The sequence below is a fragment of the Streptomyces sp. NBC_01352 genome (genome assembly GCF_036237295.1).
GTDB lineage: Bacteria > Actinomycetota > Actinomycetes > Streptomycetales > Streptomycetaceae > Streptomyces > Streptomyces plumbiresistens.
Genome location: NZ_CP108354.1, coordinates 5,851,089 through 5,877,375, shown reverse-complemented (window position 1 = coordinate 5,877,375; position 26,287 = coordinate 5,851,089). Strand labels below are relative to the sequence as shown.

Genomic DNA, 26,287 nt, shown 5'->3' with positions numbered 1-26,287 from the left:
CCCCGCAAAGTTCGGTACCATATACCCAGTAGGGGTATAAGGCTGCCCATGATGTGGAGGACGCGATGACGACCACCGAGGCCGGCGCGCAAGCGCCCTCCGCCGCCGCGGAGCCGGAAGCCGTGACGGACGACGCGGTTGTGACAGATCACGACCGTGGCGTGCACGGGTACCACAAGCAGAAGGACGAACACCTCAAGCGCCTGCGCCGCATCGAGGGCCAGATCCGCGGCCTGCAGCGCATGGTCGACGAGGACGTCTACTGCATCGACATACTCACGCAGGTCTCCGCCTCCACCAAGGCCCTGCAGTCCTTCGCCCTGCAGCTCCTGGAGGAACACCTGCGCCACTGCGTCGCCGACGCGGCCGTCAAGGGCGGCGCCGAGGTCGACGCGAAGGTGGAGGAGGCGACGAAGGCGATCGGCCGCCTGCTGCGGACGTGAGCCGAGCTCGTCAGCCGAGTTCGTCCCGAGTGAAGGTGGAAGGTGGGGCCGCCCCCGGCTAGTAGCCGGAGGCGTCCGCGCGTTCTTCGGCCACTTTCAGCACCTCGTCGATGCTCTCCAGGCTGAGCCGGTCCTCGTCGGCGGCCGAGGCCGCGATGATCAGCTCTCCGCACAGCTCGATCTCGGCGAGGGCCACGTGGTCCTGAACTGCGGTACCGCCGACCGGAGCCACGCGCATCACCTCTTCTCTGCCGTCACCGACTTCCTAGAGTAGGGAGCGGCTACAGACCGCGCATGGCACGGAAGGGCTAGTTCTTGACGCCCGTCACGAGTCCGCGCCCGGCGTCTTTCCTCTCTCACTCCTCAGCGATCCGGCCCGCGTAGATGTCACCGGCGGCCGGCAACCGCACGTCGGCGAGGACCCCGAAGTCGTACAAAAGCGTGGTCGAAGCGACCGCGACGGTCCCTTCCCGCTGCCCGTTCACGAAGCTGAACCGGTGCCGGACCTTGCGGATGCGGCCCTCGTCGTCGAGGTAGACGTCGAACGGCACGCGGGCCGTGGCGAACCCTTTCGCCGCCGCCGCGAGCGGCCCCTTGTTCCCGGCGGACGCGTCACGGGCCGCCTGCCCGAGGTCCGCGGTCCCCCGGTAATGCCGTACGGCGGTCCCCGCGACCTCGGTCCTTCCCACATACGTCGCCGTCCGCGTCCCCCGCAGCACCTCGGCGGCGGCGAACGGATCGGTGGCCCCGCCGGTCACGAGGTTCCCGTCGATCAGCGTGGCGGTGTCGACCCGCACCCACTTGTCGACGGGCACGCCGGCTCCCCGGTTCTTCATGAACAGGGCCCCGGGGGCGAGGAGTTCGGTGATCGGCCGGCGGACGCTCGTCCCCGCCGGATCCTGCGGCAGCATCACCTTCAACTGCCCCAACTGCCGCCGGTAGTCGTACACACCTCGCCCTCGAATGGTCACCCGGGTCCCGCCGGTGGCCATCTCCATGGACGTACGGGCCTTCGAACTTCCGGCGTCCACCAGGGTGTCGGCGGCCCGGTGCAGGATCTGCACCGGATCCCCGCCCCGCGCGTCCTCGCCGACGGCCGTCCCGCTCCCGGAACACCCCACCGCCCCGAAGCACGAACACACCAGGACCCCCACGGCGACGACCCCGCCACCCGCCCGCCTGCGCTGCCGCTCCGCCATCGCCTGCCTACCCCCAGCCGGTACGTTCGTCACGGGCCCCCTGTCGTTCGGTTAACGACAACTGGATGGTGCCGTCACGCGTGTACGCCCCCGTACGCCTCCTTTACCTGGGCTGGGTAACGTTGTCGCCGTGGCGCAGCAGGACAGGATTCCCCCACCCCCCGACCAACCGGCCCACCGCACAACGACCGTCGAACAGGGCCGCTTCTGCACGGCCCGCTGCACCTGCGGCTGGCGCGGCCCGGCCCGCAGAGCAAGAAGCACGGCAAAAACAGACGCAGAAGCCCACACAGCCAACTAACCGCCCCACTCCCCACCACCCAACGACCCGGCCCACGGGTCACCCGCCCCCGCCACTCCCCGGTCACCGGCCCGCCACTCCCCAGGCAGCCGACGCCGTCCACCCGCGGGCAGCCGACGCCGTCCACCCGCGGGCAATCGTGCCGCTAGGGCGGCACGGGTGGGCGCGGACGGCACCCCGCAAGCGCCGGGCCGCGCACCCCACCCCCACCCCAGCCCCAACGCCGGGCACCCAACCCACCCGGCCCCCGGGCAGCCGACGCCGTCCATCCGCGGGCAATCGTGCCGCTAGGGCGGCACGGGTGGGCGCGGACGGCACCCCGCAAGCGCCGGGCCGCGCACCCCACCCCCACCCCAGCCCCAACGCCGGGCACCCAACCCACCCACTCCCCCGGCAGCCGACGCCGACAACCCGCGGGCAATCGTGCCGCTAGGGCGGCACGGGTGGGCGCGGACGGCACCCCGCAAGCGCCGGGCCGCGCACCCCACCCCCACCCCAGCCCCAACGCCGGGCACCCAACCCACCCGGCCCCCGGGCAGCCGACGCCGTCCATCCGCGGGCAATCGTGCCGCTAGGGCGGCACGGGTGGGCGCGGACGGCACCCCGCAAGCGCCGGGCCGCGCACCCCACCCCCACCCCAACCCCAACGCCGGGCACCCAACCCACCCGGCCCCCGGACACCTGCCCAACGCCGCCCCGCAAAAGGGCACCCCCGGCCCCAACCCCGCGCACTATGGAACCCCGCCCCCCACAGCCCCGTCTCGTTCCACGACAGGCGACGCGCGAGGCCGACGAAAGGCAGAGGCAAGGACATGGAACGGCGCACACTCATCGCCGCCGGCGCAGCCACCCTCACGGCCGCAGCCACAGCCTGCAAGGCCGGCGATTCCGGGTCGGCCAACGGCTCCCCGGCGGCGCCCGGGTCCCCCTCGCCCTCCCCCTCGCACCCCGCGTTCACATCGACCGCCACCACCACCCCCGCCACCTGGTCCGCCCTCGCCCGCACCCTCGACGGCCCCCTCGTCCGCCCCGGCGACACCGACTGGCCGACAGCCCGCCAGCTCTACAACACCCGCTTCGACTCCCTCAAACCGGCCGCGGTCGCCTACGTCGCACACCCCGAAGACATCCGCACGGCCCTCGCCTACGCCCGAGCCCACGCCCTCCGCGTGGCGATCCGCAACGGCGGCCACTCCTACGCGGGCTGGTCCTCCGGCAACGGCCGTCTCGTCATCGACGTCTCGAAACTCAACCGGGTCCGGGCGAGCGGCAACACCGCGGTCGTCGGCGCCGGCGCCAAACTGATCGACGTCTACCGCGCCCTCGCCGCGAAGGGCGTCACGATCCCCGCCGGCTCCTGCCCCACCGTCGGCGTCTCCGGCCTCACCCTCGGCGGCGGCCACGGAGTCGTCTCCCGCGCGTACGGCCTGACCTGCGACAGCCTCACCCAGGCCACCCTGATCACGGCGGACGGCAAGCAACTGACGGCGAACGCCCGGGAGAACCAGGACCTCTTCTGGGCCCTACGCGGCGCGGGCAACGGCAACTTCGGCGTCGTGACGGAACTGCACTTCAAGACCCACCCGGCCCCGCAGGCAGTGACGGCGTACCTGTCCTGGCCGTGGCCGAGGGCCGCGGCGGTCGTCAAGGCATGGCAGGAGTGGGGCCCGGCCCAGCCGGACGAGATCTGGTCGTCCCTGCACCTGGCGGGCGCCTCCGGCGGCAGGGCCACCGTCTCCGTGGCCGCCTTCTCCCTCGGCACCCACGGCGAACTCCAGAACGCGGTGGACCGCCTCGCGGACAAGGTGGGCGCCCCCGCGAGCAGCGTGTCCCTGCGCCGCCGGGGCTACGAGGAGGCGATGGAGATCTACGCGGGCTGCTCGTCGTTCCCCTCCGAGGCCCAGTGCCACCTGCCCGGCTCGACCCCCGGCCGCTCCCCGCAGGGCGCACTCGGCAGGGAGACGTACGCGGCACGGTCGGACTTCTTCGACCGCTCCCTCTCCTCCGCCGCGATCCAGGCCCTCCTCAAGCAGCTGACGTCGGTCCGCGGCGGCTCCGGCAGCATCGCGTTCACGGCCCTGGGCGGAGCCGTCAACCGCGTCTCCCCCACGGCAACGTCCTTCGTCCACCGCCGTTCCCGCATGCTGGCCCAGTACATCGCCTCCTGGCGCGCCGGCACGAGCGGCTCGACGGCCGAGTCCTGGCTGACCGGAGCCCACGCGGCGATGAAGCCGTACGCGTCGGGCGCGGCCTACCAGAACTACACGGACCCGACCCTGAAGGACTGGCGCAAGGCGTACTACGGCGACGCGGCGACCCGCCTGACAAAGCTGAAGAAGCGGTACGACCCGAACCGCTTCTTCACCTACCCCCAGGCCCTGTAGGACCCGGAACACCGAAACACCTGCGCGAAAGAACGCCTACGCGGCGAGATCCCGCTCCTCGGTCCCCGCGGCCTCGTGCCGCGCCCCCGGAATCAACGCGTCCTGCCCCTCGTACGACCGCCCCCGCGCCCGCACCAGCCACCCGGCCCGGGGAGACCGCTCGACGGCCTTGACCACGGGCGTCAGCAGCGCCATGGCCACGGGCGAGAGCAGCAGCGCGACCGCCGTACCGAGTGCGAACCCGCCCACCACGTCGGTCGGGTAGTGCACCCCCATGTAGATCCGGCAGAACCCTTCGAGCAGCGCGAGTCCGAGTCCGAAGAGCCCGAACTTCCGGTTGGCGACGAAGAGCCCGACGCCCATCGCCATGGTGATGGTGGCGTGGTCGCTCACGAAGGAGTAGTCGGTCTTGCCGGAGACGAGGACATCGAGCCCTTCGTGGGTGAGGAAGGGCCGGGGCCGCTCGACGAAGCCCCGTATCGGCACGTTCACGAGCACCGCGACACCGGCGGCCAGCGGCGCCCAGATCAGAGCGGCCACCGACGACGCCGCGTCTTCACCACCGCGCCGCCGCACGGACCACCAGCAGCCCACCACCAGCAGCACCATGGCGAGCAGCAGCCCGTACTCACCGACGTATTCCATGCCCCGGTCGAACCAGGCCGGCGCGTCCTTGGCCAGGCCATTGATGTCGTACAGCAGATCGACGTCAGGGTTCGACCCGGATTCTGCGAGTCCAGCCATGGCGCACGGCCCCTTCGTCGTCTCTCCCGGCACACCTTTGCGGCGCCGCTGTTACCCACCCCCGTGGTGTGTAGATCCGCTTACGTCGACTGTGACGTCCGCTCGTCCGCTCGGCTACGTCATCAGGAACGCACGGCTCCTGTTGATACGTTCCACACTCCACCGAATGATCACGCAGACGTTATCGAAGAGAGACCCGTTCCTGCAGCTCAGGGGGTGGGTTCACGCTCGGTTCACACCGTCGTGGGGAGCGCTTTCGCGCCATCTTCGGTGACCCGGGTGGCCCCGAAGTAGTCGGGGGAGTCGATCGGGTCGAACCGGATCACAGCACCCGTTCTCGGCGCGTCGATCATGTACCCCCCGCCCACATAAATCCCGACATGGCGGATGGCCCGCGAGTTGGTGAGGTCGTCCGAGAAGAACACCAGATCCCCGGGCAGCAGCTCGTCCCTGGCCGGATGCGGCCCCGCGTTGTACTGGTCGTTGGCAACGCGCGGCAGCGTGATCCCGACACTCTCGTACGCGGCCTTCGTCAACCCGGAACAGTCGAACCGCCCGTTGTCGGCGGCGGTACCGTCACCGCCCCACAGATAGGGCGTACCCAGCTTCTTCTGCGCGTAGTAGATGGCGCCGGCCGCCTGCTTCGAGGGATCGACCCGACTGACGGGTGCCGCGAAGCTGTCCTCCAGGGTCGTGATCGTCTTCACGTAGTTCTGGGTCTCCTTGTACGGCGGCACGCCCCCGTACTTGATGACCGCGTAAGCCCCCGCGTTGTACGAGGCCAGCATGTTTTCGGTCGGGTTCCCGGGGACGTCCTTCACGTAGGACGCGAGCGTGCAGTCGTACTGCGCGGCCGACGGAATCGCGTCATTCGGATCCCATACGTCCTTGTCGCCGTCCCCGTCGCCGTCGATTCCGTGCGTGGCCCAGGTCCCGGGGATGAACTGCGCTATCCCCTGGGCCGCCGCCGGGCTCTGGGCCTTCGGGTTGAATCCGCTCTCCTGGTAGAGCTGGGCGGCGAGCAGGGCAGGGTTGATGGCGGAGCAGAGGTTGCCCCACTTCTCGACGAGGGGGCGGTAGGCGGCGGGCACGGCCCCCTTGGCCAGCGCCCTGGCGCCGCCGCTCGCCCCGTTGACGACGTTCCCGGCGACGAGGTACACCCCGACGACGAGCAGCATCACGAAGCTGAGCCCCGCCGCGACAGCGGCACCCGCCACGATCCATGCCTTACGCACCGTCAACCGCTCCTAGCCTGCCGGGAGTCCGCCCGCGTCAGTCTAGGAGCTTCCCACCGGGAATCCGGTGCAACCGGTGCGCTCGCCGAACGGCGGGAAGCCGCTGCTCTTGTCAGATCCGCACCGCATCCCGGTACAACTCCGCCGCCTCCGCCCCGAGCACGACGCTGTACGAGACGTCCGCCGTGGCCCCGCCCGCCTCGTGCCCGCCCAGCACCCCGACGACCTCCCCGTCCCCGTCGACCCATGGACTGCCGCTGGTCCCACCGCTGAAGTCCGGGCACTCGATGCGCTGCTGCGTACGGCTGTGCGCGGTGGCCCTGTTGGTACAGCGGACAGGCACCTCGCGGGAGTCGGGATACCCGGTGACGGTCACCGCGGTGGCCCCGGTAGCCGTCCCGGCGACGAACCGGTTCGCGCCCCCGACGACGTCCTCGACACCCTCGCCTTCCCGATCGGCGACCACGGCGAAGGCGACGTCACTGTCCTCGTCCTGCCCTTCGGCCCACCCATGGGGCAGCAACCGTCTGCCGACCCGCCAGACCCCGTACGGCGCGTGGCCGTTCCGGTACCCCGGCACGAACTCGAGCTCTCCGGAACCCCCGTCCAGGCAATGTGCCGCCGTGACGATGAGATCCCGCCGCGGACTGTCCACGACGGACGCCGTACAGAAGTGCCGCCCCGCGGCGAACAGGGCCCCCACGCGTGCGGTGGGGGCGGCGACGGCGGTCACTCCGAGGGGGCCCTCACCGTCGTCGGCGGCGGCTTCGGAGGCGGCCGAGGTGACAGCAAGCAGGACAACCACCGCGTACAGGACAGGACGTGGCGTGCGCTTCATCGGCCCCAGCCTTCCGCGTGAAGGTGAGAAACCGGTCAGCCGCGCGGAGAGTTCCCGTACACCGGGAAGTCGTCCGTGGCCACCTCGATCTCCAGCGGCGCGGGCAGCCGCACTGACTCCCCGAACTTCCCCGGCAGTACGTCCTTGTAGGCGCCGTTGTCCGGGTGGGTGTGCAGGGCCCAGGTGCCCTTGCGGGGGTCGATGACGAGGAGCACCGGGACGCGCGCGACGGCGTACCAATCGGCCTTGTCCCTGATTTCCCGGGACTTCTCGGACTGCGAGATGACCTCCACAGCGAGTGCGGCATCCTCCGGGGCAGCGAGCCAGTCGTCGTCGTCTTCCCACTCCGTGGGCAGGACGACGAGATCCGGGGTCACATAGTCGTCCGGGTCCTCCGGGAGCGCGATCGAGGACACCTCGTACGCATCCAGCCCATCAGGCAGAGCGGCCGCCTCAAGCTGCCGGCGCAGACGCTTCACCACACCCGCGTGTTTCCCACGCGGCGTAGGGGACATCACGAGCTTTCCTCCCACGATCTGCGCCCGCAGGCCCGTTGCAGCCTCGATCTTCTCGGCGACCTCGCGCAGGTTTCCAGGACGGGGTCGTGGACCTGTCCAGGCACCGGGCGACACGGACACGGCTCGCCACCTCCGTCCCTCCATCTCGCCGGCTGCGCGGGCGGGGTCGTTGGGAGGTCCGACGTCCCGCTCGGCATCGAATCCACCGTACTGTTCCGTTCCCTCTGTCGCCCCCGCGTCACGCTCCGGACATGCGTGACCCACCTTCCTGATCCGCCGCTCAACCTTCGCCACGACACCTTCCCTTCACTCTTCGAACACGTTCCATCACGATAGGTCACCCCACTGACAATCCGCCCACAGCAGCTTCCCGCCCTTCGAAGCCCCCAACTCCCGCAGCACGGAGACACCGACCGCATCCGCACAGGCCCGCACGAGGTGCAGGCCGCGGCCGCCTTCGGCATCGAGCGGGGGTACGGCGGCTCCGTCGGCGGCGAATGCGGGCGGGACGTTCGGGTCCGTGTCCCATACGGCGACTCGGAGGCGGCCGGGTTCCATCGCGCGGAGGCGGAGGGAGTAGGGCCCGGCGGTGTGGAGGTGAGCGTTGGTGAGGAGTTCGGAGGCCAGCAGTTCGGCCGTGGACGTGAGGGAGGAGAGGCCGTGGGCGGCGAGGACGGTACGGAGGGTTGCGCGGGCGATCCCCGGCGCGTGTGGATCGTGCGGGAGGTGAAGGGTGTAGGCCCAGGGCGGGGATACGGTTGCCATGGAAGTCTCCGATCACTGAGGGGAGTTGGGGGAGTGCGGATGGTGGTTACCCAGTGACGATGCCGCCCCGTCGGACGGTGTGCTCCTGGGCGAGGGGCCCAGTTGTAAGGTAGCGGGAAGCAGTGAATGAATTAACCGGTCTGGTCTGATCGCGTTAACTACCACCCGTGTGAGTGACAGCAAGGAGGCGACCAGCCCGTGAGGAACCCAACGGGTCGCCAACTCCGCTTCGGCACTGAGCTGCGCAAACTCCGTGAACGAGCCGGTCTGAGCGCCACCGAGGCCGGTCAACTCATGGGAATCAAGCAGGCGCAGGTCAGCAACATGGAGGCCGGCCGCGTCGGCGTGAGCCCCGAGCGGGTACGCGCGATCGCCTGCCATTACGACTGCTCCGACCAGGCCCTCGTCCAGGCACTCAGCGACATGACCGCCACCCGGTCACGGGGCTGGTGGGAGGAGTACCGCGAGACCCTGCCCAGCGGCCTGCTCGACCTCGCCGAGATGGAGCACCATGCCACGCGGCTGCGCGCCGGCATCACCGCGCACATCCCGGGCCTGCTTCAGATCCACGACCACGCCCGCGAGGTCTTCCGTCAGGTCGTGCCGGAACTCTCGCCCCCGGACATCGAGCACCGCCTCTCGTTCCGCATCAAACGGCAGGTCGTGCTGTTCAGCGGTGCCCCGACGCCATACCAGGCGATCATCCACGAAGCCGCCCTGCGCATGCAGTTCGGCGGCCCCACCGTCACCAAGCGGCAGCTGCAGCACGTCCTCGACATGAGCGAACGCCCGCACGTCACCGTCCAGGTCATCCCGTTCGTGGCGGGCGCCTATCCCGGATCGGGACAGTCGATCCTGTATGCCCACGGCGCCGTACCGCAGCTCGACACCGTGCACCTCGACCAGTCCCACGGCTCCGCGCTCATCAACGCGGAGTCCCAACTCCACAAGTACCGCGTCCTTCTGGAGCGCATGGAAGCCCGCGCCCTCTCCCCCGACGCGTCCCGAGACCTCATCCACGCCATCACCCAGGACCTGTGAAAGGAACCTAGATGCCCACGAGCACCTGGCAGAAGTCCTCGTACTGCGGAGAGGGCGAGGCCTGCGTCCACGTGGCCGCCACCCCCCTCACCGAAACGATCCATCTCACCGAAAGCGCCGACCCCCGCAGGGCGATACTCGACGCCCACCCGGCCGCCTTCGACGCCCTCCTCGCCGTACTGAAGAAGGACCCCCACCGTGGCTGACATCCCCACCGACCTCAGCTGGACCCGGGCCGCCCCGCCGGAGGCAACCGGCCCGGGCCCCTGGATCGAGGTCGCCTTCGGCGAGGGTGACGACGGGGACGCGCCCGTGTACATCCGGGAGACCAGCGACCCGGACAACGTGGTCACCACCAACCGCCGCAAGTGGGACGCCTTCGTGCTCGGCGTACAGGCGGGCGAGTTCGACCACTTCGTGGAGGGGGTCGAGAACCCGCCGCATGCGTAGAAGCAGGGTGCGCGATTTCATCGACGCGCGACGGTATGACTCAAGTATGATGCAGGTATGACCACGAAGATCACCGTATCCCTGTCCGACGAAACCGCCGGTTACGTTCGTGCTCACGCTCCTGAAGGCAATGTGTCCGCGTTCATAGACCGCCTCATCCGGCGACAGATCACCCTGGACGCGGCGAAGCAACTGGCTGCCGCCGGTTACAGCCCGGACCTGGACGGCGAGGGAGACGCGTGGTGAACAGGGGCGACATCTGGCAGGTCAAGGGTGCGCAGGGGGAGCGCACCGTGTGTGTCGTCAGCCTCGACGGGCTCGACGAAACCTTCGGTGCCTGCCTCGCCATCGTCCTGCATCCGCCCGGCGCTTACCCGGACACCATCATGTCCGTACACCTGAAAGCTCCCGTCGAAGCCGTCGCCGTCGCCCTCAACCTCACTCAGCTCAAGACAGCACGCTTCCACGACGGCACCTTCATGGGAAACATCGGCCCGGACGCCCTCGCACGCGTCGACCAGGCCCTGCGCGCGGTCCTCGACCTCTGACGGACTCTGGAGGCGGGCTACGCGTCTCGATCTGCTTCCCGAGCCACGCTCTCCAGCCGGCTTCGATGGTTCTCCCACCACGCCTTGTCGCCCGGCGGCATGTTGTCGTTGCCCTCGTTCATCCCCACGGCGCCGTCGATGAGTTCGCGGAGGATGTCGGCATGTCCGGCGTGCCGGTGCGCGTCGCCGATCACACGGACCACGGCATGGTGCAGCGTCACCTCGTTGCGTTCGCTCGGCCACCACGGCACTTTGCCGATCGTGTCCAGCTCCAGCGCGTCGATCGTCGCGTCCGCGTGCGCCCATGCCCGGCGGTAGAGGTCCACGATGTACTCGCGTGACTCGTCGGCGGTGGCCCACATGTCCGCGTTGAGGTCAGCACCCTCGTCGTGCCAGGGCTGCGGCTCGCCGGACGGCCGGCCGAAGGTGTCGCCGAGGTAGCCCAGTTCGATGCTGGCCACGTGTTTCACCAGGCCCAGCAGGTTGGTGCCGGTCGGCGTCAGCGGGCGGCGGATGTCGTACTCCGAGAGCCCTTCGAGCTTCCACAGCAGGGCATCGCGCGCGGACTGCAGGTAGCGGTGAAGGTCAGCCTTGGGATCCGATGCGGTCATGGGGCCAGTCTGCCGGAGTCAAGGAGTAGGCCACCCCCGTCAATTCCTCCGACACCGTCCACAGTCGCCGTGCCGTCGCCGCGTCGCTCGCCGCCGGCGTGCGGCCCACCAAGGTCGGCGCACCCCGCATCTCGCCCAGCCCGTCCGGGCCGACGTAACTCGCGCCGGGAAGGTCCTGCGTGGCCGCGTACAGCGTGGGCAGGGCGCCCGCCCTGTCGTCCTGGGCGAAGAGCCTGTTGCCGACGCCCATGAAGGCGCGCATGACCGGGTTGGAGGCGTGGCTCTGGAGGTTGGTGGCCGCGTAACCGGGGTGGGCGGCCAGGGCGCGGACCGGGGAGCCGGCCTCCGTCAGGCGGCGCTGGAGTTCGAGCGTGAACAGCAGGTTGGCCAGCTTGGACTGGGCGTACGCACCCCGCGGGGTGTAGTCCGCGTCCAGGTTCAGGTCGTCGAAGCGGATGGTCGCGCGGCCCCAGCGGTGGGCTCCCGAGGCGACGGTGACGACGCGGTCGGTGACGTACGGCAGGAGCAGGTTCGTCAGGGCGAAGTGGCCGAGGTGGTTGGTGCCGAACTGCATCTCGAAGCCGTCCCGCGTGCGCTGCTTCGGGAGCATCATCACGCCGGCGTTGTTGATCAGCAAGGCCAGGGAGCGGCCCTCCCACGCGTCCGCGAAGGCGCGTACGGAGGACAGGTCCGCCAGGTCCAGGCGGCGTACCTCCGTGCTGCCGGACACCGTGGCGGCCGCCGCGCGTCCCCGCTCCACGTCCCGTACGGCGAACACGACGTGTGCCCCCGCGCGGGCCAGCGCGTCCGCGGCCGTCAGGCCGATGCCGCTGTTGGCGCCGGTGACGACGGCCGTGCGGCCGGTGAGGCCGGGGAGGTGCGTCGCGTTCCAGCGGTCGCGGTTCTTCTGGTTCTCGTCAGTTGCCATGGCCTCAATGTAGTCGATGACAACAATGATGGCAACGCCTACAAAGATGACAGTATCAACATCGGGATATGATGAGCCACATGCCCGAGAGCCGCCCCTACCACCACGGAGACCTCCGCGCCGCCCTGCTCGCCGTCGCGGAGCGCACCCTGCGAGAGAAAGGCGTCGGCTCCCTGTCCCTTCGGGAACTCGCCCGCGAGACCGGCGTCAGCCATGCCGCCCCCGGCCGGCACTTCAAGGACAAGCAGGCCCTGCTCAACGCCCTGGCACTGGCCGGATACGAGCGGCTCGCCCAGACCCTGGACGCCGCCGACGACCCCGCCCTCCCCCTCCAGCCCCGCCTCACCGCCCTCGCCGGCGCCTACCTCGGCTTCGCCACCGAGCACGCCGAGCTGCTGGAGCTGATGTACGCCCGCAAGCACGACCCGGACGCCGCCGAGCAGATGGCTGTCGGCATCGACAAGACCGTGGGCTCCCTGGAGCGGGTGATCGCGGACGCGCAGAAGCGCGGCGAGATCGTCGAGGGCGATCCGGAACGCCTCACCCTCGTCGTGGGCGCCGCCCTCCAGGGCGTCGCCGCGTTCACCACGGGCGGCATGCTCGACCCGGACGCGGCCCGCGACACCCTCGACGACCTCGTCCACCACCTGCTCCACGGCCTCAAGCCCCGCTGAGCCTTCAACGGGCTCCACCCATTCGGAACCTGTGCCTCCCCTGTGTCCGGGGTCAAGTCGTGGCCATCCCCCCGCCATCGCCCGGCCATTGATCAGCAATCCCCCAACCCCCTTCAGTAAGGCGGAAGTCAGGATTCCGCAGCCCACCTTGTTGTCACGTACCCAACAAGCGATCGTCGTCGGCGGGCCGCCGCCCGCTGCCGGGGACCACGTACCGGTGGCATCACCACCCGCACTGCCCCTGTCAACCACTCTCAGGAGGCTGTACGTTGCGTACGCGATCCCCCAACACGCCCAACACCCCCTCCACCCGCGCCAGATGGACCCGCATCGGCTCCGCCGCCGCGGCCACCGCCGCGCTCGTGTTCGCCGGACTCGGCACCGCGGTCCAGGCGAGCGCCACCCCTGAAGCCACGACCACGGCCACCACCGCCACCACCGCCTCGAAGGTGACCTGGTCGGCCACCCCCTGTGCCACGCCCAAGAAGAAGGGCGAACTGGCCTGCGACTCCCTCCGCGTCACCGGCGGAGTCACCGCCTTCCAGAAGCAGGAGGCGAAGGAGGACGGCGTCACCCCGAAGGCCGCCGACGCCGCCACCCCCTCCGGTTACGGCCCGTCCGACCTCCAGTCCGCCTACGGCCTGACCTCCGCCGCCTCCTCCAAGGGTTCCGGCGAGACCATCGCGATCGTCGACGCGTACGACGACCCGAACGCCGAGGCCGACCTCGCGAAGTACCGCTCGTACTACGGCCTCTCCTCCTGCACCACCGCCAACGGCTGCTTCAAGAAGGTCAGCCAGACCGGCTCCACGACCTCCCTCCCCTCCGCCGACAGCGGCTGGGCCGAGGAGATCTCCCTGGACCTGGACATGGCCAGCGCGACCTGCCCGAACTGCCACATCACGCTCGTCGAGGCCACCTCCGCCACCATGGCCAACCTCGGCAAGGCCGTGAACGAGGCCGTCAGCCTCGGCGCCAAGTTCGTCTCCAACAGCTACGGCGGCTCCGAGTCCTCGTCGGACACGTCGTACGACACCTCGTACTTCAACCACCCCGGCGTCGCCATCACCGTCAGCGCCGGCGACTCCGCCTACGGCGCCGAATACCCGGCCGCCTCCAAGTACGTCACCTCCGTCGGCGGCACCAAGCTCGCCACCTCCTCCACCACCCGCGGCTGGACCGAGAGCGTGTGGAAGACCAGCAACACCGAGGGCACGGGCTCGGGCTGCTCGGCGTACGACGCGAAGCCGACCTGGCAGACCGACACCGGCTGCGCCAAGCGCATGATCGCGGACGTCTCGGCCGTCGCCGACCCGGCGACCGGCGTCTCGGTCTACGACTCCTACGGCGTCACCGCCGGCTGGTACACCTTCGGCGGTACGAGCGCCTCCTCGCCCATCATCGCGGGCGTCTACGCCCTCGCCGGCACCCCGTCCAGCAGCTCCTACCCGGCCCAGTTCCCGTACCAGGCCGCCGGCACCTCGGCGCTCAACGACGTGACCTCCGGCAACAACGGCACCTGCTCCACCAGCTACTTCTGCACCGCCACGTCCGGCTACGACGGCCCGACCGGCTGGGGCACCCCGGAGGGCACGGCCGCCTTCACCGGCTGATCGACCGGCTGATCGACCGTCATGCGAACGGGCCGCGGCATCCAGCCGCGGCCCGTTCGCATGAGAACATTCATTCCGACCACTCACCCGACTGGCCGTCACCCACGGCGGCCGGTCGTGAAAAGGGGTCAACGACGGAACCACACGGCAGGTTCCGCTCAGGCCTCATTGCCCGGCGTGACCTGCCGTGATACACAGAGTGACGATACGACTCCTCGTATACCGTCCCGCACCCGTCCGAGGGACCCGGCGCGGGCCGGTGACAAGGTATTCGTACGAAACCCGCCAACCGATGACGCCAAGTCGACATACGACAGCGGAATTTTCGGCGAGAATGAGGCCTGACCTCTGCGTCCGTGCAGGGGACGCGGAACTACCCACCAGGGGCGGTGACTTACATGCTCTTTGCGGCCGACGAGGGAGACATCAACACCATCATCGGGGGGATCGCTCCGGACTGGGGCCCCTTCGGCAGCCTGGGCAACGAGGCGAAGGTGATGATCGAGGTCGTGATGGCGGTGGCCATCCTGCTGTGCCTCGGCATCGCCATCTGGGGCGCGGCAAAGCAGCGCATCGGCGCCACGGCCCTGAGGGACACCTTCAGCGCCGAGCAGGGCAAGGGCCTCATCATCGCCGGCCTCACCGGAGTCTTCATCATCGGCTCCCTCGGCACGCTCTTCACCATCGTGTACGGCATGGCCGTGTAGACACCGCGTCCGGTCGACGCACCTCCGGTCCGGCCGGGCGCGCCCGGTTTCCCCTCCACCCCACCCGTCCGTCGTGCCCACCGGCAGAGGTTGCGTTTCCCTGATGTCGAGTCACCACACCGCGCCCGCGCGGGAACCAGCACGGCTACCGTCGTACTCCTACGCGTTTCCGCACGACGTCGAGGGGGCGTACGCGGCATGACTCTCGGAGACGACGACGAGACCTCCGGTGGCTACGGCGGTTCGGGGCACACGCGCACGCGCCTGCCCGACCGGCCGGGCGATGTGTACGGCGGCGCACGCAGAGGCCGGTCCTCTTCTCGCAGCCTGGTCACGGTGGTCGGCGTCGTCGTCCTCCTGATCGCCGCGATCGCCTTCGCGAACCGTGGAGGAGACGATTCCTCATCCACGGACGGGGCGGCTTCCCAGCCGGAGACTGCGTCCACGGCGGCGAGCGGGGATCGTCCGGTGGAGGCGAAGACGGGCGGGATTCCGAGTGGGTTCGCGCAGGATGAAGAGGGTGCGCAGAGTGCGGCGGCGAACTATGCGGTGACGCTGGGGTCGACGGGCATGTTCAACAAGGGCACCCGGCACTCCATCGTCGACGGCATCTACACGCCCGCCGCGGCAGCGAAGCTGCAGAGCGCCATGGACCAGGCGTATTCGGCGGACTTCCTCAGCAAGCTGGGACTCGACGCGAACGGCAACGCCCCCTCGGGCAGCACGTTCGTGTCCCGAACCGTTCCCGTGGGCACCAAGGTCCAGCAGTTCAGCGCCACCAGCGCCAAGGTCGCGGTCTGGTACATGGGCCTCATCGGCATGTCCGGCGAAGGTTCCACCGACCCCGTCAGCTCGACGTGGAAGACCTGGAGCTTCGACCTGCAATGGTCCGGCGGCGACTGGAAGATCACCGCGGACACGCAGACGGACGGACCCGCACCGGTACCGGGAGACGACAGGGCCGCCAGCTCGGACGCCATCAGCAAGGCCATCGAGGAGTACGGAGGGTTCACGTATGCCCGGTAACCCGAGTCGCGTACTCAAGCTCGCCGGCCTGGTGGCCGCCGTACAGACGGCCGCCGTCCTGCTGGCCACCCGTGCTGTCGCGGCGCCCACCCCGACGCCTACGCCGACGACGAGCGACAACCCGTGCGACCTCCTGATCGGCCCCGCCAAGCAGTACTGCGAAGACGACAGCGGCTCCACCGGAACCGGCCGCTCCGGCACCCTGGACCCCACCAGCACCCTCGACCCCCTCTCCTCCCTCGCCAAGGGCTGCGCCGACGCCGCCGCCTGGACCATCGACAAGCTCAGTGAAGCCGTCAAAGAGACCGCGAACGTCGACTTCACGAACCCGAAGTTCCTCCAGCAGTACGCCGTGGTCTTCGCCGCGTCGACGATCCTCACGCTCCTCCTCTGGCTCCTGGCCGTCGCCAAGCGAGCCGTCCGCGGTGTCCCCCTCACCACCGCCATCTCCGAGGCGATCGGGTTCCTCTGGCTGACCGTCCTGGCGTCCGCCTTCACGCCCCTGATCCTGTACACGGTCGTATCGGCGACGGACGGCGTCTCAGAGGTCCTCGCGCAGACGACCGGCAACCAGACCGACACCTTCTTCGGCAACTTCTCCGGCGCCCTCAGCAAGGGCGAGGACATCGGCGGCGGCCCCATCATGCTGATCGTCGTGTCGCTGGTGAGCATCCTCGCCGCGGGAGTGCTGTGGCTGGAGCTGGTCATCAGAGCCGCGCTCCTCTACGTCGGCGCCCTCCTCGGCACCGTCGTGTACGCCGGCCTCGTCGACAAGAACCTGTGGGGCCACGTCCGCCGCTGGGCGGGCATCATGATCGCGGTCATCCTGGTAAAGCCCGTCATCGTCATCGTGCTGGGCCTGGCCGGCGCGCTGTCCGCCGAGGACGGCCCCGACGCGTTCTCCGCCGTCGTGTCCGGCCTCGCCATCATCCTGCTCGCGATCTTCGCCAGTGCGATGATCTACCGTTTCGTCCCCGGCTTCGGCGACGAGATCGCGAACTCCCGCAGCAACCGCATCATGCAGGGCGCGGAGGGCAAGGCCGCGGCCGTCATGACCTCCCCCGCCACCCTGGTCGCCCAGGGCATCAAGACCCACAGCACCCGCGCCGACAACAACGGCGGCGGAGGCCAGGGCGGATCGAACGGTGCCCGCCCGAGCAACCCCGTCTCCGGCGGGGTCGCCGCGCACAGCACACGTACACCGAACGGAGGCGGCGGATCTGTCCCCTCCGCCGCCCCCGCTCCCCGCGCGGGCACCAGCCCGGTGAACAGCCCGCACGCCAGCAACACCCGCAACAGCAGTACCAACCGCACGGGAGGTGAAGGGCGTTGACGACCGAGTCCCACGTGTCCCATCCGGTCACGCCCCGCCGTACATATCTGATCGGCCGCGCCCGGCCGAACGCGATCGTCGGCAGGAACCGAGAGACCGGCGAGATCGCGCTCATCATCGTCGGCGCGTTCCTCGGCATGATGTGCGGGCTCCTCGTCCCGGTGCTGTCCCTGCGCATCGTGCTGCTGGTGGGCCTCCCGATGCTCGCGCTGGCCGCGGTGTACGTCCCGTACAAGCGCCGCACCTTCTACAAGTGGTTCGAGATCAACCGCAGTTTCAAGCGCACCCTCAAGCAGGGCACCACCTACCGCTCCGGCGTCATGGAGGCCGGCATCCAGCTGGACGGCCGTGAGGTGGAGATCGGCCCGCCGCCCGGCATCGGCCGCATCAACTGGCTGGCCGCCCCGTTCGGCCCCGACGAGATCGCCGTACTGCTGCACGCGGACCGCCGTACGGTCACCGCGGCCATCGAGATCGAGGGCCCGGGCGTCGGTCTGCGCGACTCCGAGGACCAGGAAGCCCTCGTCGACCGCTTCGGCACCCTCCTCAAGCACGTGGCCAACGGCGACGGCTTCGTCACCCGCCTCCAGATGCTCGCCCGCACCCTCCCCGCCGACCCGGACGCCCACGCCAAGGACGTCGCCGTACGCGGGGACGAGAAGGCACTGGGATGGCTGCAGCAGTCGTACGACCAACTGCAGTCGATGGTGTCGACGAGCAGCGAGCAGCACCGCGCGTACCTCGTCGCCTGTATGCACTACAACCGCGAGCTGGCCGCCGAGGCTCAGGCGATGGCCCGGGCCGCCCGCCCGCACAACGGCCGCAAGCTGGACCGGGACGCGGGCCTCGCGGTCGTCATGGCCCGAGAGCTGACCGACATCTGCTCGCGCCTCCAGGAGGCCGACATCCGCGTACGGCAGCCGCTGGGCCAGGGCCGCCTCGCCTCGCTCATCCACTCCATGTACGACCCGGACCACCCGATCGACCACATCCAGGCGATGACCAAGCGCAACGCCTGGCCGGCCGAACTGGACGCCATGGAGCCGACGTTCCTCCAGGCCAAGACCCGGGAGTCCTCCACCCGCGCCCCCTGGTGCCACGCCACGGCGTGGGTGAAGGAGTGGCCGATGACCCCGGTCGGCGTCAACTTCCTCGCCCCGCTCCTCGTCCACACCCCGGACGTCATCCGAACGGTCGCCGTGACGATGGATCTCGAGCCCACCGAGGTAGCCATCGAACGCATGTTGACCGAGAAGACCAACGACGAGGCCGAGGCCTCCCGTGCCGCCAAGATGAACCGCACCGTCGACCCGCGCGACATCGCCGCCCACAACCGTCTCGACCAGCGAGGAGAAGACCTCGCGAGCGGCGCGGCCGGCGTGAACCTGGTCGGCTACATCACCGTCTCCTCCCGATCGCCCGAGGCCCTGGCCCGCGACAAGCGGACCATCCGGGCCTCGGCCGGAAAGTCGTACCTGAAGCTGGAATGGTGCGACCGCGAGCACCATCGCGCCTTCGTGAACACGCTCCCGTTCGCCACCGGCATTCGAAGGTAGGGGCCGCCGCATGCGGGATCCGATGTCCATCCTCACCGACGCCTTCACGTCCTTCCTCTTCGGCAAGGTCGAGACGACCCGCCTGCCGGTACGCACCTCCACCGGCCAGGCCCAGGCGGTCTACCTCCCGACCGCGGCCCCCGGCCTCGGCGACTCGGGCGTCATCATCGGCCGCGAGGTCTACTCCGGGAAGGGCTACATCTACGACCCCTTCCAGCTGTACGGCCAGCAGCTCCCGGCCCCGCACTGGCTGGTCCTCGGCGAGTCCGGCAACGGCAAGTCGGCGCTCGAGAAGACGTACGTCCTGCGCCAGCTCCGCTTCCGCGACCGCCAGGTCGTCGTCCTCGACGCCCAGGGCGAGGACGGCGTCGGCGAATGGAACCTCATCGCGCAGGAGCTGGGAATAACTCCCATCCGGCTGGACCCGATGGCGGCCCTGGACATGGGTATCCGGCTCAACCCGCTCGACCCGGCGATCACGACGACCGGGCAGCTCGCCCTGCTCCGGACCATCATCGAGGTCGCCATGGGGCACGGCCTGGACGAGCGCTCCGGCTTCGCCCTCAAGGTCGCGCACGCCTACGTCAACGAGACGATCGTCGAACGCCAGCCGGTGCTCACCGACATCGTCGAGCAGCTGCGGCACCCCGAACCGGAGTCCGCCGAGGCGATGAACGTCGACATAGACGACGTACGGGCCTGGGGACTCGATGTCGCCCTGGTGCTGGACCGCCTGGTCGACGGTGACCTGCGGGGCATGTTCGACGGCCCGACGACGGTCGGCATCGACCTGGACGCCCCGCTGATCGTCTTCGACCTGTCCCACATCGACCGGAACTCCATCGCCATGCCCATCCTCATGGCGATCGTCGGCGTGTGGCTGGAGCACACCTGGATCCGCCCCGACCGCAGGAAGCGCATCTTCCTGGTCGAGGAGGCCTGGCACATCATCAACAGCCCGTTCGTGGCCCAGCTCTTCCAGCGGCTGCTGAAGTTCGGCCGCCGACTGGGCCTGTCGTTCGTGGCGGTGGTGCACCACCTGTCCGACGTGGTGGACGGGGCGGCGGCGAAGGAGGCCGCGGCGATCCTCAAGATGGCGTCGACAAGGACGATCTACGCCCAGAAGGCCGACGAGGCGAGGGCGACGGGCCGGGTGCTCGGCCTGCCCAGATGGGCCGTGGAGATCATCCCGTCCCTCACCCCCGGCATCGCCGTCTGGGACGTCAACGGCAACGTCCAGGTCGTCAAACACCTGATCACCGAGACCGAACGCCCCCTGGTCTTCACCGACCGCGCGATGACCGAGTCCTCCGCCGAACGAGAACGGACGGACGACGCCCTGCGCGCGGCCGAACTGGAAGCGGAGGAACGGGCGGCGGCGTTCGTGGAACAACACCTCGGCGACTCCGAGTCGACGGTGGCGTAGTCAGTCGTAGGTCGTAGGGGGAAGGCGTGAGACCGCACGAGCAGTACCGGGACGACCGGCAGAACGGCCGGGGAGGCATCCCCGACGGCCTCCTGGTCGGCATACTCGCCTTCCTCCTCGGCATGACCCTGCTGGTCTGGTCCGCCACGGGCCTGGCCGCCCTGTTCGCCCACGGCGCCTGGCCCGACGGCGTCACCTTCACCCGCGCCCCCCTCGCCATCCGCGGCCTCGTCGCCCAGCCGCACGACATCCCCGCCGCCTGGCCGGACACCCCCGAGTCCCAGCTCTCGGGCTACGGCCTGTTCTGGGGCCTGCTCATCGGCCAGGTCATGATCCTTATCGTCCTGACGGTGTTCGTGATGGGCACGCTGGCACGGTGGCGGGCGGTCAGGGTGCGGAGACGGCTGGAGAGCGCGGAGCCCTTGCCGACACCCGAGATCCGTGAGGTACCGGTACCCCGAGCGGAGCCGGAGCCGGAGCCGACCCAAGTACTGCCAGAGGCGGCACCGGTGGAGTCAGCCCCCCTGTCGAGTCCTTTGCCGAACCTTTCGAGGAACGGTGAACGGGTGGGTGGGTGGGAAACACCCCGCGCCGAAGGCGCGGTCCTCTACGGCCCCCCGGAAACCCGCCGAACAACCGCAACCCAAGCCATACGAGACGCGGAGGGCCCCGCCCTCATCGTCACCTCGAACCCCGCCATCTGGCAGGACACCAAAGACGCCCGCGCCAAACTCGGCCCGGTCCACGTCTACGACCCCACCCACCGCTGCGACACCCCGGCCCGCCTCCACTGGTCCCCCATCGCCGGCTGCGAGGACAAACAGACGGCGGCAGCACGGGCCACCGCCCTCCTCGCCCCCATCCGCCCCACCGCGAAAATCGACCAGGCCGTCAGCGACGTGGCCGAAACGCTCCTGCGCAGCTATCTGCACGCCGCCGCCATCGACGGCCGTACGATCCGCCACGTCCACCGCTGGTCCCAGGGCACCCAGATCCAGGACGCCGTACGAACCCTCCGTACGAACCCCAAGGCGGCCTCCGGCTCCGCGGGCGAACTGGAAGCCGCACTCACCGCCCACGCGGAACGCCGGGACATCGCCCAGGAGTTGACGAGCCGGGCCCTCTCCGCCCTCTCCACGCTCAACATCCGCGAGGCCTGCACCCCCAACCGAACTGATGCGCTCGCCCTGGATTCCTTCGTGGACGAAGGGGGCACGCTTTATGTGGTAGGTGAATCCATCGAGGACCCCCGGACCGATCCGGGCGCGATGCCTCTGCTCACCGCCCTCGCCTCAAGCGTGGTCGAGCGCGGCCGGCGCATGGCCGAACGGTCATCCTCCGGTCGCCTCGACCCACCACTCACGCTCGTCCTGGACGACATCGCCGCCGTGGCTCCGCTTCCCCAGCTCCCGGAACTGCTGGCCGCCGGAACGGACCGGGGACTGCCGACCCTGGCCCTGCTCCGCTCCCGCGAACAGGCCCGCACACGCTGGCCGGACGCCGAACTGCCGGTACAAGCCCCGTAAGCCCCTGAGCCCCTGAGGTCCTGGGGTCCTGGGGTCCTGAACCAGGCACCTCAGTCACTCCCACGCTCCAGCACGAACTCCAACTCCAGCTCCCTGGGCCGAGCGGCCAACGGCACGGTCACCCCACTCGGCACGAACCCCACCTTCCGGTAGAACCGCTGCGCCCGCCCGTTCTCCTCGTGCACGATGAGCCGCACCCGCTCGGCCCCCTGCGCCCACGCCCACTCCAGAGCGGCGTCGAACAACACCTCGGTCAGCCCGTTCCCCCGTTCCTCGGGCCGTACGAACACCCCGACGAGATGCCCCTGCTTCCGCTCCACCGGAAACCCGGCCCAGTCCGTCGTCCCGGGCTCCTCGACCAGCACGGTCAGCGTCCCGACCCACCGCCCGTCCGGCCCCTCGGCGATGATCTGCTGCACCCCTGTCGCCCCCTCCGCGCCCGAGGCCGTCCGCTCCTTCCAGAACGAGTCCGGCTTGGCGGCGGCCTCGTCGTAGGTCTCGAGGAAGGCGAGGTGCGCGACAGGATCCTTCAGAGCCGCAAGCCGAAGCTCCTTCACGGCAGGCCACTCGTCAGCACGCACGGACCGGATCACATAGCTGCTCATGCCAGCCACCGTAATACCCGGGTACTACGCCCCTCACCTCGAATACTGCCCCCGGTCCGACGCCCGCCGCCTGCGCCCGGACGAGCATCGAAGCATGATTACGGCACAGGACCTGACCAAACGCTACGGCGACAAGACGGTCGTCTCCGACCTGTCCTTCACCGTCCGCCCCGGCACGGTCACCGGCTTCCTCGGCCCCAACGGCGCCGGCAAGTCCACGACCATGCGCATGATCCTCGGCCTGGACGCCCCCACCCGCGGCCACGCCACCGTCGGCGGCCGCGCCTACGCCGCCCACCCCGCGCCCCTCCAGGAGGTCGGCGCCCTCCTGGAAGCCCGCTCGGTCCACCCCGGCCGCACCGCCCACCACCACCTGCGCGCCCTCGCCCACACCCACGGCATCCCCAGGTCCCGCGTCGACCACGTCCTGGACCTCACCGGCCTGACCGACGTGGCCCGCCGCCGCGTCAAGGGCTTCTCTCTCGGCATGGGCCAACGCCTGGGCATCGCCGCCGCGTTGCTCGGCGACCCGTCCACCGTCGTCCTCGACGAACCGGTCAACGGCCTCGACCCCGAGGGCGTGCTCTGGATCCGCAACCTCCTCAAGTCCCTCGCCGCGGAAGGCCGTACGGTCTTCGTCTCCTCCCACCTGATGAGCGAGATGGCCCTCACCGCCGAGCACCTGGTCGTCATCGGCCGCGGCCGCCTCCTGGCCGACACCACGGTCGCCGACTTCGTACGACAGTCCGGCGCGGGCACGGTCAAGGTCGTCACGCCGCAGGCCGAGACCCTCGTACGACTGCTCTCGGCACCCGGCGTCGACATCACGACCACCGCCCCCGAAACCCTCGAAGTCCGCGGCACCGACGCCGAGCGCGTCGGCCGCACCGCCGCCGCCCACGGCATCCCCCTCTTCGAACTCACCCCGAACACCGCCTCCCTGGAGGAGGCCTTCATGGACCTCACCCGTGACGCGGTCGAGTTCACCGCCACCCTGGAAGGACCGACGGCATGACCACCGCGACCACGACCGTGCCGTACCGCGTGACCCCGGCCCGGGTGCTGCGCTCCGAATGGCACAAGCTCTGGACCCTGCGCTCCACCTGGATCACCCTCATCGCCACCAGCGCCCTGACCCTCGCCATGGGCGCGGGCATCAGCGCGGCCTACGACGGCAACGGCGAGGCCGAACTCGACACGGTCGTCCTCATCCTCCTCGGCACCCAGTTCGCCCAGCTCAACCTCGGCGTCCTGGGCATCCTGTCCACCGCCGGCGAGTACTCCACCGGCCAGATCCGGGCGACGATGACAGCGGTCCCGAGCCGCCTGCCCGTCCTCTGGGCGAAGGCGGCCGTCCTGGCCGCGGTCACCTTCCCCCTCGCCCTGTGGACGAACCTCCTCACCTTCCCCCTCGCCCAGTCCTTCCTCTCCGGCACCGACCACGCCGCCTCCCTCGGCGACCCGGGCGTCCTGCGCGCCCTCGTCGGCAACGCCGTCGGCCTCGCCCTCTTCGCGGTCCTCGCCCTCGGCCTCGGCGCCGTCGCCCGCTCGGTCCCGATCGCCACGGGCGCGTTCATCGGCCTGGTCATGATCCTCCCCGAGGTGCTGGCGATGCTCCCGTACGACCTCGTCGACGAGGCCGTACGGCACTTCCCCGGCCGTGCCCTGGAAACCCTCACCACCGCCCAGCCGATGCCGGACGCGCCCTCCCCCGGCATCGCGCTCCTGTCCCTGCTCCTGTGGACGGCGGCAGCCCTCGCGGCAGCCGCGGCGGTCCTGAAACGACGGGACGTATGACGACGGGACGTATGCCGACCGGGCAGGAAACCTCCACCATGGACCCCGTGGCGGAAGAAGAAGCACGGCCCGTACCGGAAGAACGAACGACGGAGCCCCTCACCGAGTACGTCCACCGCGTCACCCGACGCGTACGCGCCTTCGACCGGCGCCACCCCCTCCTCTGGGACCTGCACCTGGCCGGCTTCTGGGTGACAGCGGCCCTGATCGACGACGTCGGCGAAGGCTGGCGCAACGTCACCCGCGCCCCCGACACCCCGGGCTGGCTGATCCTCACCCTGAGCCTCGGCCTGTCGGTCCCCCTGCTGTGGCGACGCACCCACCCCCGGTCCGTCCTCCTCGCCATCGCCCCGTCCGCCCTGGTCAACGCCTGGACCGGAGCCGTCCTCCAGGCCGCCCTGCTCCAGCTGCTCGTCGTCTTCCACATCGCCCTGCGCCGGCCTCCGCGCAACCTGTGGTGGGCGACGGCCGTGGTCATCGTCCCGGTGGCCGTGGCCGCCGTCCGCCACCCGCGGGGCAGCGCGGACCAGGACATCGTCCCGGTACTGATGTCCATAGCCGTCGCCATAGCCATCGGCATCACGGTCCGCACCCGCCGCAACTACACCGAGGCCCTGGAGGACCGCGCCCGCCGCCTGGAGATCGAACGCGACCAGCAGGCCCGCCTCTCCGCCGCCGCCGAACGCGCCCGCATAGCCCGCGAGATGCACGACATCATCGGCCACAACCTCTCCGTCATCACCGGCCTGGCCGACGGCGGCCGCTACGCCGCCACCAAGTCCCCCGACCGCGCGGCCCAGGCCCTGACCGCCATCTCCACCACCAGCCGCCAGGCCCTCACCGAACTCCGCCGCCTGCTGGACGTCCTACGCGAAGAGGAGAGCGAGGCACCACAGGCACCGGAACTCACCCCCCAGCCCACCCTCACCGACCTCGACCACCTCATCGACGGCGTCCGCGCGGCCGGCCTCCCCGTCCACACCTCCATCAAGGGCACCCCCACCATCACCCCCGGCCGCCAGCTCACCATCTACCGAGTCATCCAGGAGGCTCTGACCAACACCCTCAAACACGCGGGCCCCACGGCCACTTCCCACATCAACCTGTCCTACGACGACACAGGCGCCGCCACCGTCACAGTCACCGACACCGGCCGCGGCGGCCCCGAACCCCACGGCACCGCCGGCCGCGGCCTCCCCGGCATGCGCGAGCGAACCGCCCTCTACGGCGGCACACTCGAGGCCGGCCCACGCCCGCACCCCGAACAGGGCTGGCGCGTCCACCTTCACCTCCCGGAGGAAACCCCGCAGTGACCACCGTCCTCATCGCCGACGACCAGCCCCTGCAACGCTTCGGCTTCCGCATGCTGCTGGAGAGTCAGGACGACATGACGGTCCTCGGCGAGGCGACGAACGGCGCCGAGGCCACCCGCCTGACCGCCGAGCTCCACCCCGACGTCGTCCTGATGGACGTCCGCATGCCCGGCCTGGACGGCATCGAGGCCACCCGCCGCATCGTCGCCACCGGCGCCCGCACCCGCGTCCTCATCCTGACGACCTTCGACCTCGACGAGTACGCCTACGCCGGCCTGCGCGCAGGCGCCTCCGGCTTCCTGGTCAAGGACGCCCAGCCGGAGGACCTCCTCTCCGGCATCCGCGCGGTGGCCTCGGGCGACGCGGTGGTCGCGCCCAGCCTGACCCGCCGTCTCCTGGACACCTACGCCCACCACCTCCCGACCGGAGCCCCCACAGCCAACGCAGGCCCGGAGGACGACGACCCCCGCCTCGCCCCCCTCACGGACCGCGAACGCGAGATCCTCACCGTCATCGGCCAGGGCTGGACGAACACCGAGATAGCCACCCGCCTCCACCTCGCCGAATCCACGGTGAAAACCCACGTGGGCCGCGTCCTCGCGAAGACGGGCTGCCGGGACCGCGTGCAGGCGGTGATCCTGGCGTACGACACGGGACTGGTAAAGCCGGCCTGAAACGCAGAAAACCCCCGTGCCGATGGCACGGG

General features: G+C 70.1%; 29 protein-coding genes. 19 read left to right on the top strand and 10 right to left on the bottom strand.

The genetic code is table 11. From position 1 onward, the window contains the following. Positions 1-65: 65 nt before the first annotated feature. Positions 66-443: a metal-sensitive transcriptional regulator gene (locus tag OG252_RS27375; protein WP_266437268.1), complete on the top strand. Its 378-nt coding sequence runs from the start codon at positions 66-68 to the stop codon at positions 441-443. Positions 444-501: 58 nt separating this feature from the next. On the opposite strand, the gene OG252_RS27370 is transcribed toward OG252_RS27375, so the two are convergent. Together OG252_RS27370 and OG252_RS27365 are read right to left on the bottom strand one after the other, a co-directional pair. Beyond that, the gene (locus tag OG252_RS27370; RefSeq protein WP_053749134.1) at positions 502-681 is read right to left on the bottom strand and encodes a hypothetical protein; all 180 of its coding nucleotides are present in this window, start codon (positions 679-681) and stop codon (positions 502-504) included. Between the two features lie 118 nt (positions 682-799). Next, positions 800-1,642 (bottom strand): hypothetical protein, encoded by an 843-nt coding sequence (locus OG252_RS27365; protein WP_266437266.1) that lies wholly within the window; start codon positions 1,640-1,642, stop codon positions 800-802. 1,113 nt (positions 1,643-2,755) lie between these two features. Here OG252_RS27365 and OG252_RS27360 point away from each other — a divergent pair. After that, positions 2,756-4,327, top strand: coding sequence for an FAD-binding oxidoreductase (locus OG252_RS27360; RefSeq protein ID WP_329339405.1), 1,572 nt, complete (start codon positions 2,756-2,758; stop codon positions 4,325-4,327). Positions 4,328-4,363: 36 nt separating this feature from the next. Here the strand turns inward: OG252_RS27360 and OG252_RS27355 are convergent, their stop codons facing one another. From OG252_RS27355 to OG252_RS27335, 5 genes are all read right to left on the bottom strand, one after another. Continuing rightward, positions 4,364-5,071, bottom strand: coding sequence for a phosphatase PAP2 family protein (locus OG252_RS27355; RefSeq protein ID WP_266437261.1), 708 nt, complete (start codon positions 5,069-5,071; stop codon positions 4,364-4,366). Positions 5,072-5,304: 233 nt separating this feature from the next. After that, on the bottom strand, positions 5,305-6,312 hold the full coding sequence (locus tag OG252_RS27350; RefSeq protein WP_323186025.1) for a C40 family peptidase: 1,008 nt from the start codon (positions 6,310-6,312) through the stop codon (positions 5,305-5,307). Between the two features lie 106 nt (positions 6,313-6,418). Next, positions 6,419-7,144, bottom strand: a complete 726-nt coding sequence (locus OG252_RS27345; RefSeq protein WP_329339401.1) for a trypsin-like serine peptidase — start codon at positions 7,142-7,144, stop codon at positions 6,419-6,421. Positions 7,145-7,179: 35 nt separating this feature from the next. After that, entirely contained in the window at positions 7,180-7,782 is a 603-nt protein-coding gene (locus OG252_RS27340; protein ID WP_329339399.1) for a Uma2 family endonuclease, read from the bottom strand. Between the two features lie 207 nt (positions 7,783-7,989). Next, the gene (locus tag OG252_RS27335) at positions 7,990-8,427 is read right to left on the bottom strand and encodes an ATP-binding protein (protein WP_329339397.1); all 438 of its coding nucleotides are present in this window, start codon (positions 8,425-8,427) and stop codon (positions 7,990-7,992) included. A 198-nt stretch (positions 8,428-8,625) separates the two neighbouring features. Here OG252_RS27335 and OG252_RS27330 point away from each other — a divergent pair, with 198 nt between their 5' ends. From OG252_RS27330 to OG252_RS27310, 5 genes are read left to right on the top strand one after another with little or no spacing between them, the layout of a single operon-like run. Then, a complete protein-coding gene (locus OG252_RS27330) occupies positions 8,626-9,468 on the top strand; it encodes a helix-turn-helix domain-containing protein (RefSeq protein WP_266437250.1) in 843 nt (280 codons plus the stop codon). Positions 9,469-9,479: 11 nt separating this feature from the next. Next, positions 9,480-9,674, top strand: a complete 195-nt coding sequence (locus OG252_RS27325) for a DUF397 domain-containing protein (RefSeq protein WP_329339394.1) — start codon at positions 9,480-9,482, stop codon at positions 9,672-9,674. Next, positions 9,667-9,918 carry a DUF397 domain-containing protein gene (locus OG252_RS27320; RefSeq protein ID WP_329339392.1) on the top strand — a complete coding sequence of 84 codons (252 nt, stop codon included), beginning with the start codon at positions 9,667-9,669 and terminating at the stop codon, positions 9,916-9,918. The genes OG252_RS27325 and OG252_RS27320 overlap by 8 nt, the downstream gene beginning before the upstream one ends. A 57-nt stretch (positions 9,919-9,975) precedes the next feature. Further along, positions 9,976-10,164 carry a toxin-antitoxin system HicB family antitoxin gene (locus OG252_RS27315; RefSeq protein WP_266437243.1) on the top strand — a complete coding sequence of 63 codons (189 nt, stop codon included), beginning with the start codon at positions 9,976-9,978 and terminating at the stop codon, positions 10,162-10,164. Beyond that, a complete protein-coding gene (locus OG252_RS27310; protein ID WP_266437241.1) occupies positions 10,161-10,466 on the top strand; it encodes a hypothetical protein in 306 nt (101 codons plus the stop codon). The genes OG252_RS27315 and OG252_RS27310 overlap by 4 nt, the downstream gene beginning before the upstream one ends. 17 nt (positions 10,467-10,483) lie before the next feature. Here the strand turns inward: OG252_RS27310 and OG252_RS27305 are convergent, their stop codons facing one another. Both OG252_RS27305 and OG252_RS27300 read right to left on the bottom strand, forming a co-directional pair. Next, complete coding sequence (locus OG252_RS27305; RefSeq protein ID WP_266437239.1) at positions 10,484-11,077, bottom strand: DinB family protein; 594 nt, start codon at positions 11,075-11,077, stop codon at positions 10,484-10,486. Then, positions 11,052-12,005 carry an oxidoreductase gene (locus OG252_RS27300; RefSeq protein ID WP_266437237.1) on the bottom strand — a complete coding sequence of 318 codons (954 nt, stop codon included), beginning with the start codon at positions 12,003-12,005 and terminating at the stop codon, positions 11,052-11,054. Before OG252_RS27300 ends, OG252_RS27305 begins: the two co-directional genes overlap by 26 nt. A 71-nt stretch (positions 12,006-12,076) precedes the next feature. Between OG252_RS27300 and OG252_RS27295 the strand changes: the two genes are divergently transcribed. From OG252_RS27295 to OG252_RS27260, 8 genes are all read left to right on the top strand, one after another. Continuing rightward, positions 12,077-12,679 carry a TetR/AcrR family transcriptional regulator gene (locus OG252_RS27295; RefSeq protein WP_266448342.1) on the top strand — a complete coding sequence of 201 codons (603 nt, stop codon included), beginning with the start codon at positions 12,077-12,079 and terminating at the stop codon, positions 12,677-12,679. A gap of 269 nt (positions 12,680-12,948) precedes the next feature. Beyond that, positions 12,949-14,292: a S53 family peptidase gene (locus OG252_RS27290; protein ID WP_329339388.1), complete on the top strand. Its 1,344-nt coding sequence runs from the start codon at positions 12,949-12,951 to the stop codon at positions 14,290-14,292. A gap of 398 nt (positions 14,293-14,690) precedes the next feature. Beyond that, entirely contained in the window at positions 14,691-14,999 is a 309-nt protein-coding gene (locus OG252_RS27285; protein WP_019526682.1) for a hypothetical protein, read from the top strand. A 198-nt stretch (positions 15,000-15,197) separates the two neighbouring features. Next, positions 15,198-16,025 carry a hypothetical protein gene (locus OG252_RS27280; protein WP_329339386.1) on the top strand — a complete coding sequence of 276 codons (828 nt, stop codon included), beginning with the start codon at positions 15,198-15,200 and terminating at the stop codon, positions 16,023-16,025. After that, positions 16,015-17,358 carry a hypothetical protein gene (locus tag OG252_RS27275; protein ID WP_329339384.1) on the top strand — a complete coding sequence of 448 codons (1,344 nt, stop codon included), beginning with the start codon at positions 16,015-16,017 and terminating at the stop codon, positions 17,356-17,358. Before OG252_RS27280 ends, OG252_RS27275 begins: the two co-directional genes overlap by 11 nt. Continuing rightward, the gene (locus OG252_RS27270; protein WP_266437226.1) at positions 17,355-18,914 is read left to right on the top strand and encodes an SCO6880 family protein; all 1,560 of its coding nucleotides are present in this window, start codon (positions 17,355-17,357) and stop codon (positions 18,912-18,914) included. Before OG252_RS27275 ends, OG252_RS27270 begins: the two co-directional genes overlap by 4 nt. 10 nt (positions 18,915-18,924) lie before the next feature. Further along, positions 18,925-20,340: an ATP-binding protein gene (locus OG252_RS27265; protein WP_266437225.1), complete on the top strand. Its 1,416-nt coding sequence runs from the start codon at positions 18,925-18,927 to the stop codon at positions 20,338-20,340. Between the two features lie 26 nt (positions 20,341-20,366). Beyond that, positions 20,367-21,866 carry a type IV secretory system conjugative DNA transfer family protein gene (locus OG252_RS27260; protein ID WP_329339381.1) on the top strand — a complete coding sequence of 500 codons (1,500 nt, stop codon included), beginning with the start codon at positions 20,367-20,369 and terminating at the stop codon, positions 21,864-21,866. Positions 21,867-21,916: 50 nt separating this feature from the next. Here OG252_RS27260 and OG252_RS27255 read toward each other — a convergent pair whose 3' ends face one another. After that, the gene (locus OG252_RS27255) at positions 21,917-22,471 is read right to left on the bottom strand and encodes a GNAT family N-acetyltransferase (protein WP_329339379.1); all 555 of its coding nucleotides are present in this window, start codon (positions 22,469-22,471) and stop codon (positions 21,917-21,919) included. Positions 22,472-22,565: 94 nt separating this feature from the next. On the opposite strand from OG252_RS27255, the gene OG252_RS27250 reads away from it, so the two are divergent. The 4 genes from OG252_RS27250 to OG252_RS27235 are packed head-to-tail and all read left to right on the top strand — an operon-like array spanning position 22,566 to position 26,255. Further along, a complete protein-coding gene (locus OG252_RS27250) occupies positions 22,566-23,486 on the top strand; it encodes an ABC transporter ATP-binding protein (RefSeq protein WP_329339377.1) in 921 nt (306 codons plus the stop codon). Next, positions 23,483-24,268, top strand: a complete 786-nt coding sequence (locus OG252_RS27245) for an ABC transporter permease (RefSeq protein ID WP_266437218.1) — start codon at positions 23,483-23,485, stop codon at positions 24,266-24,268. Before OG252_RS27250 ends, OG252_RS27245 begins: the two co-directional genes overlap by 4 nt. A gap of 38 nt (positions 24,269-24,306) precedes the next feature. Next, entirely contained in the window at positions 24,307-25,581 is a 1,275-nt protein-coding gene (locus OG252_RS27240) for a sensor histidine kinase (RefSeq protein ID WP_329345202.1), read from the top strand. Next, positions 25,578-26,255, top strand: a complete 678-nt coding sequence (locus tag OG252_RS27235) for a response regulator transcription factor (protein ID WP_329339374.1) — start codon at positions 25,578-25,580, stop codon at positions 26,253-26,255. The genes OG252_RS27240 and OG252_RS27235 overlap by 4 nt, the downstream gene beginning before the upstream one ends. The last annotated feature ends 32 nt before the right edge of the window (positions 26,256-26,287 follow it).

Bases quoted from the DNA above. Each gene is read 5' to 3' on its own strand.
- OG252_RS27295 (WP_266448342.1), top strand. From the start codon at position 12,077: ATGAGCCACATGCCCGAGAGCCGCCCCTACCACCACGGAGACCTCCGC.
- OG252_RS27245 (WP_266437218.1), top strand. From the start codon at position 23,483: ATGACCACCGCGACCACGACCGTGCCGTACCGCGTGACCCCGGCCCGG.
- OG252_RS27360 (WP_329339405.1), top strand. From the start codon at position 2,756: ATGGAACGGCGCACACTCATCGCCGCCGGCGCAGCCACCCTCACGGCC.
- OG252_RS27365 (WP_266437266.1), bottom strand. From the start codon at position 1,642: ATGGCGGAGCGGCAGCGCAGGCGGGCGGGTGGCGGGGTCGTCGCCGTG.
- OG252_RS27300 (WP_266437237.1), bottom strand. From the start codon at position 12,005: ATGGCAACTGACGAGAACCAGAAGAACCGCGACCGCTGGAACGCGACG.
- OG252_RS27265 (WP_266437225.1), top strand. From the start codon at position 18,925: ATGCGGGATCCGATGTCCATCCTCACCGACGCCTTCACGTCCTTCCTC.
- OG252_RS27255 (WP_329339379.1), bottom strand. From the start codon at position 22,471: ATGAGCAGCTATGTGATCCGGTCCGTGCGTGCTGACGAGTGGCCTGCC.
- OG252_RS27325 (WP_329339394.1), top strand. From the start codon at position 9,480: ATGCCCACGAGCACCTGGCAGAAGTCCTCGTACTGCGGAGAGGGCGAG.
- OG252_RS27375 (WP_266437268.1), top strand. From the start codon at position 66: ATGACGACCACCGAGGCCGGCGCGCAAGCGCCCTCCGCCGCCGCGGAG.
- OG252_RS27315 (WP_266437243.1), top strand. From the start codon at position 9,976: ATGACCACGAAGATCACCGTATCCCTGTCCGACGAAACCGCCGGTTAC.
- OG252_RS27345 (WP_329339401.1), bottom strand. From the start codon at position 7,144: ATGAAGCGCACGCCACGTCCTGTCCTGTACGCGGTGGTTGTCCTGCTT.
- OG252_RS27370 (WP_053749134.1), bottom strand. From the start codon at position 681: ATGCGCGTGGCTCCGGTCGGCGGTACCGCAGTTCAGGACCACGTGGCC.
- OG252_RS27240 (WP_329345202.1), top strand. From the start codon at position 24,307: ATGGACCCCGTGGCGGAAGAAGAAGCACGGCCCGTACCGGAAGAACGA.
- OG252_RS27275 (WP_329339384.1), top strand. From the start codon at position 16,015: ATGCCCGGTAACCCGAGTCGCGTACTCAAGCTCGCCGGCCTGGTGGCC.
- OG252_RS27285 (WP_019526682.1), top strand. From the start codon at position 14,691: ATGCTCTTTGCGGCCGACGAGGGAGACATCAACACCATCATCGGGGGG.
- OG252_RS27250 (WP_329339377.1), top strand. From the start codon at position 22,566: ATGATTACGGCACAGGACCTGACCAAACGCTACGGCGACAAGACGGTC.
- OG252_RS27280 (WP_329339386.1), top strand. From the start codon at position 15,198: ATGACTCTCGGAGACGACGACGAGACCTCCGGTGGCTACGGCGGTTCG.
- OG252_RS27305 (WP_266437239.1), bottom strand. From the start codon at position 11,077: ATGACCGCATCGGATCCCAAGGCTGACCTTCACCGCTACCTGCAGTCC.
- OG252_RS27335 (WP_329339397.1), bottom strand. From the start codon at position 8,427: ATGGCAACCGTATCCCCGCCCTGGGCCTACACCCTTCACCTCCCGCAC.
- OG252_RS27355 (WP_266437261.1), bottom strand. From the start codon at position 5,071: ATGGCTGGACTCGCAGAATCCGGGTCGAACCCTGACGTCGATCTGCTG.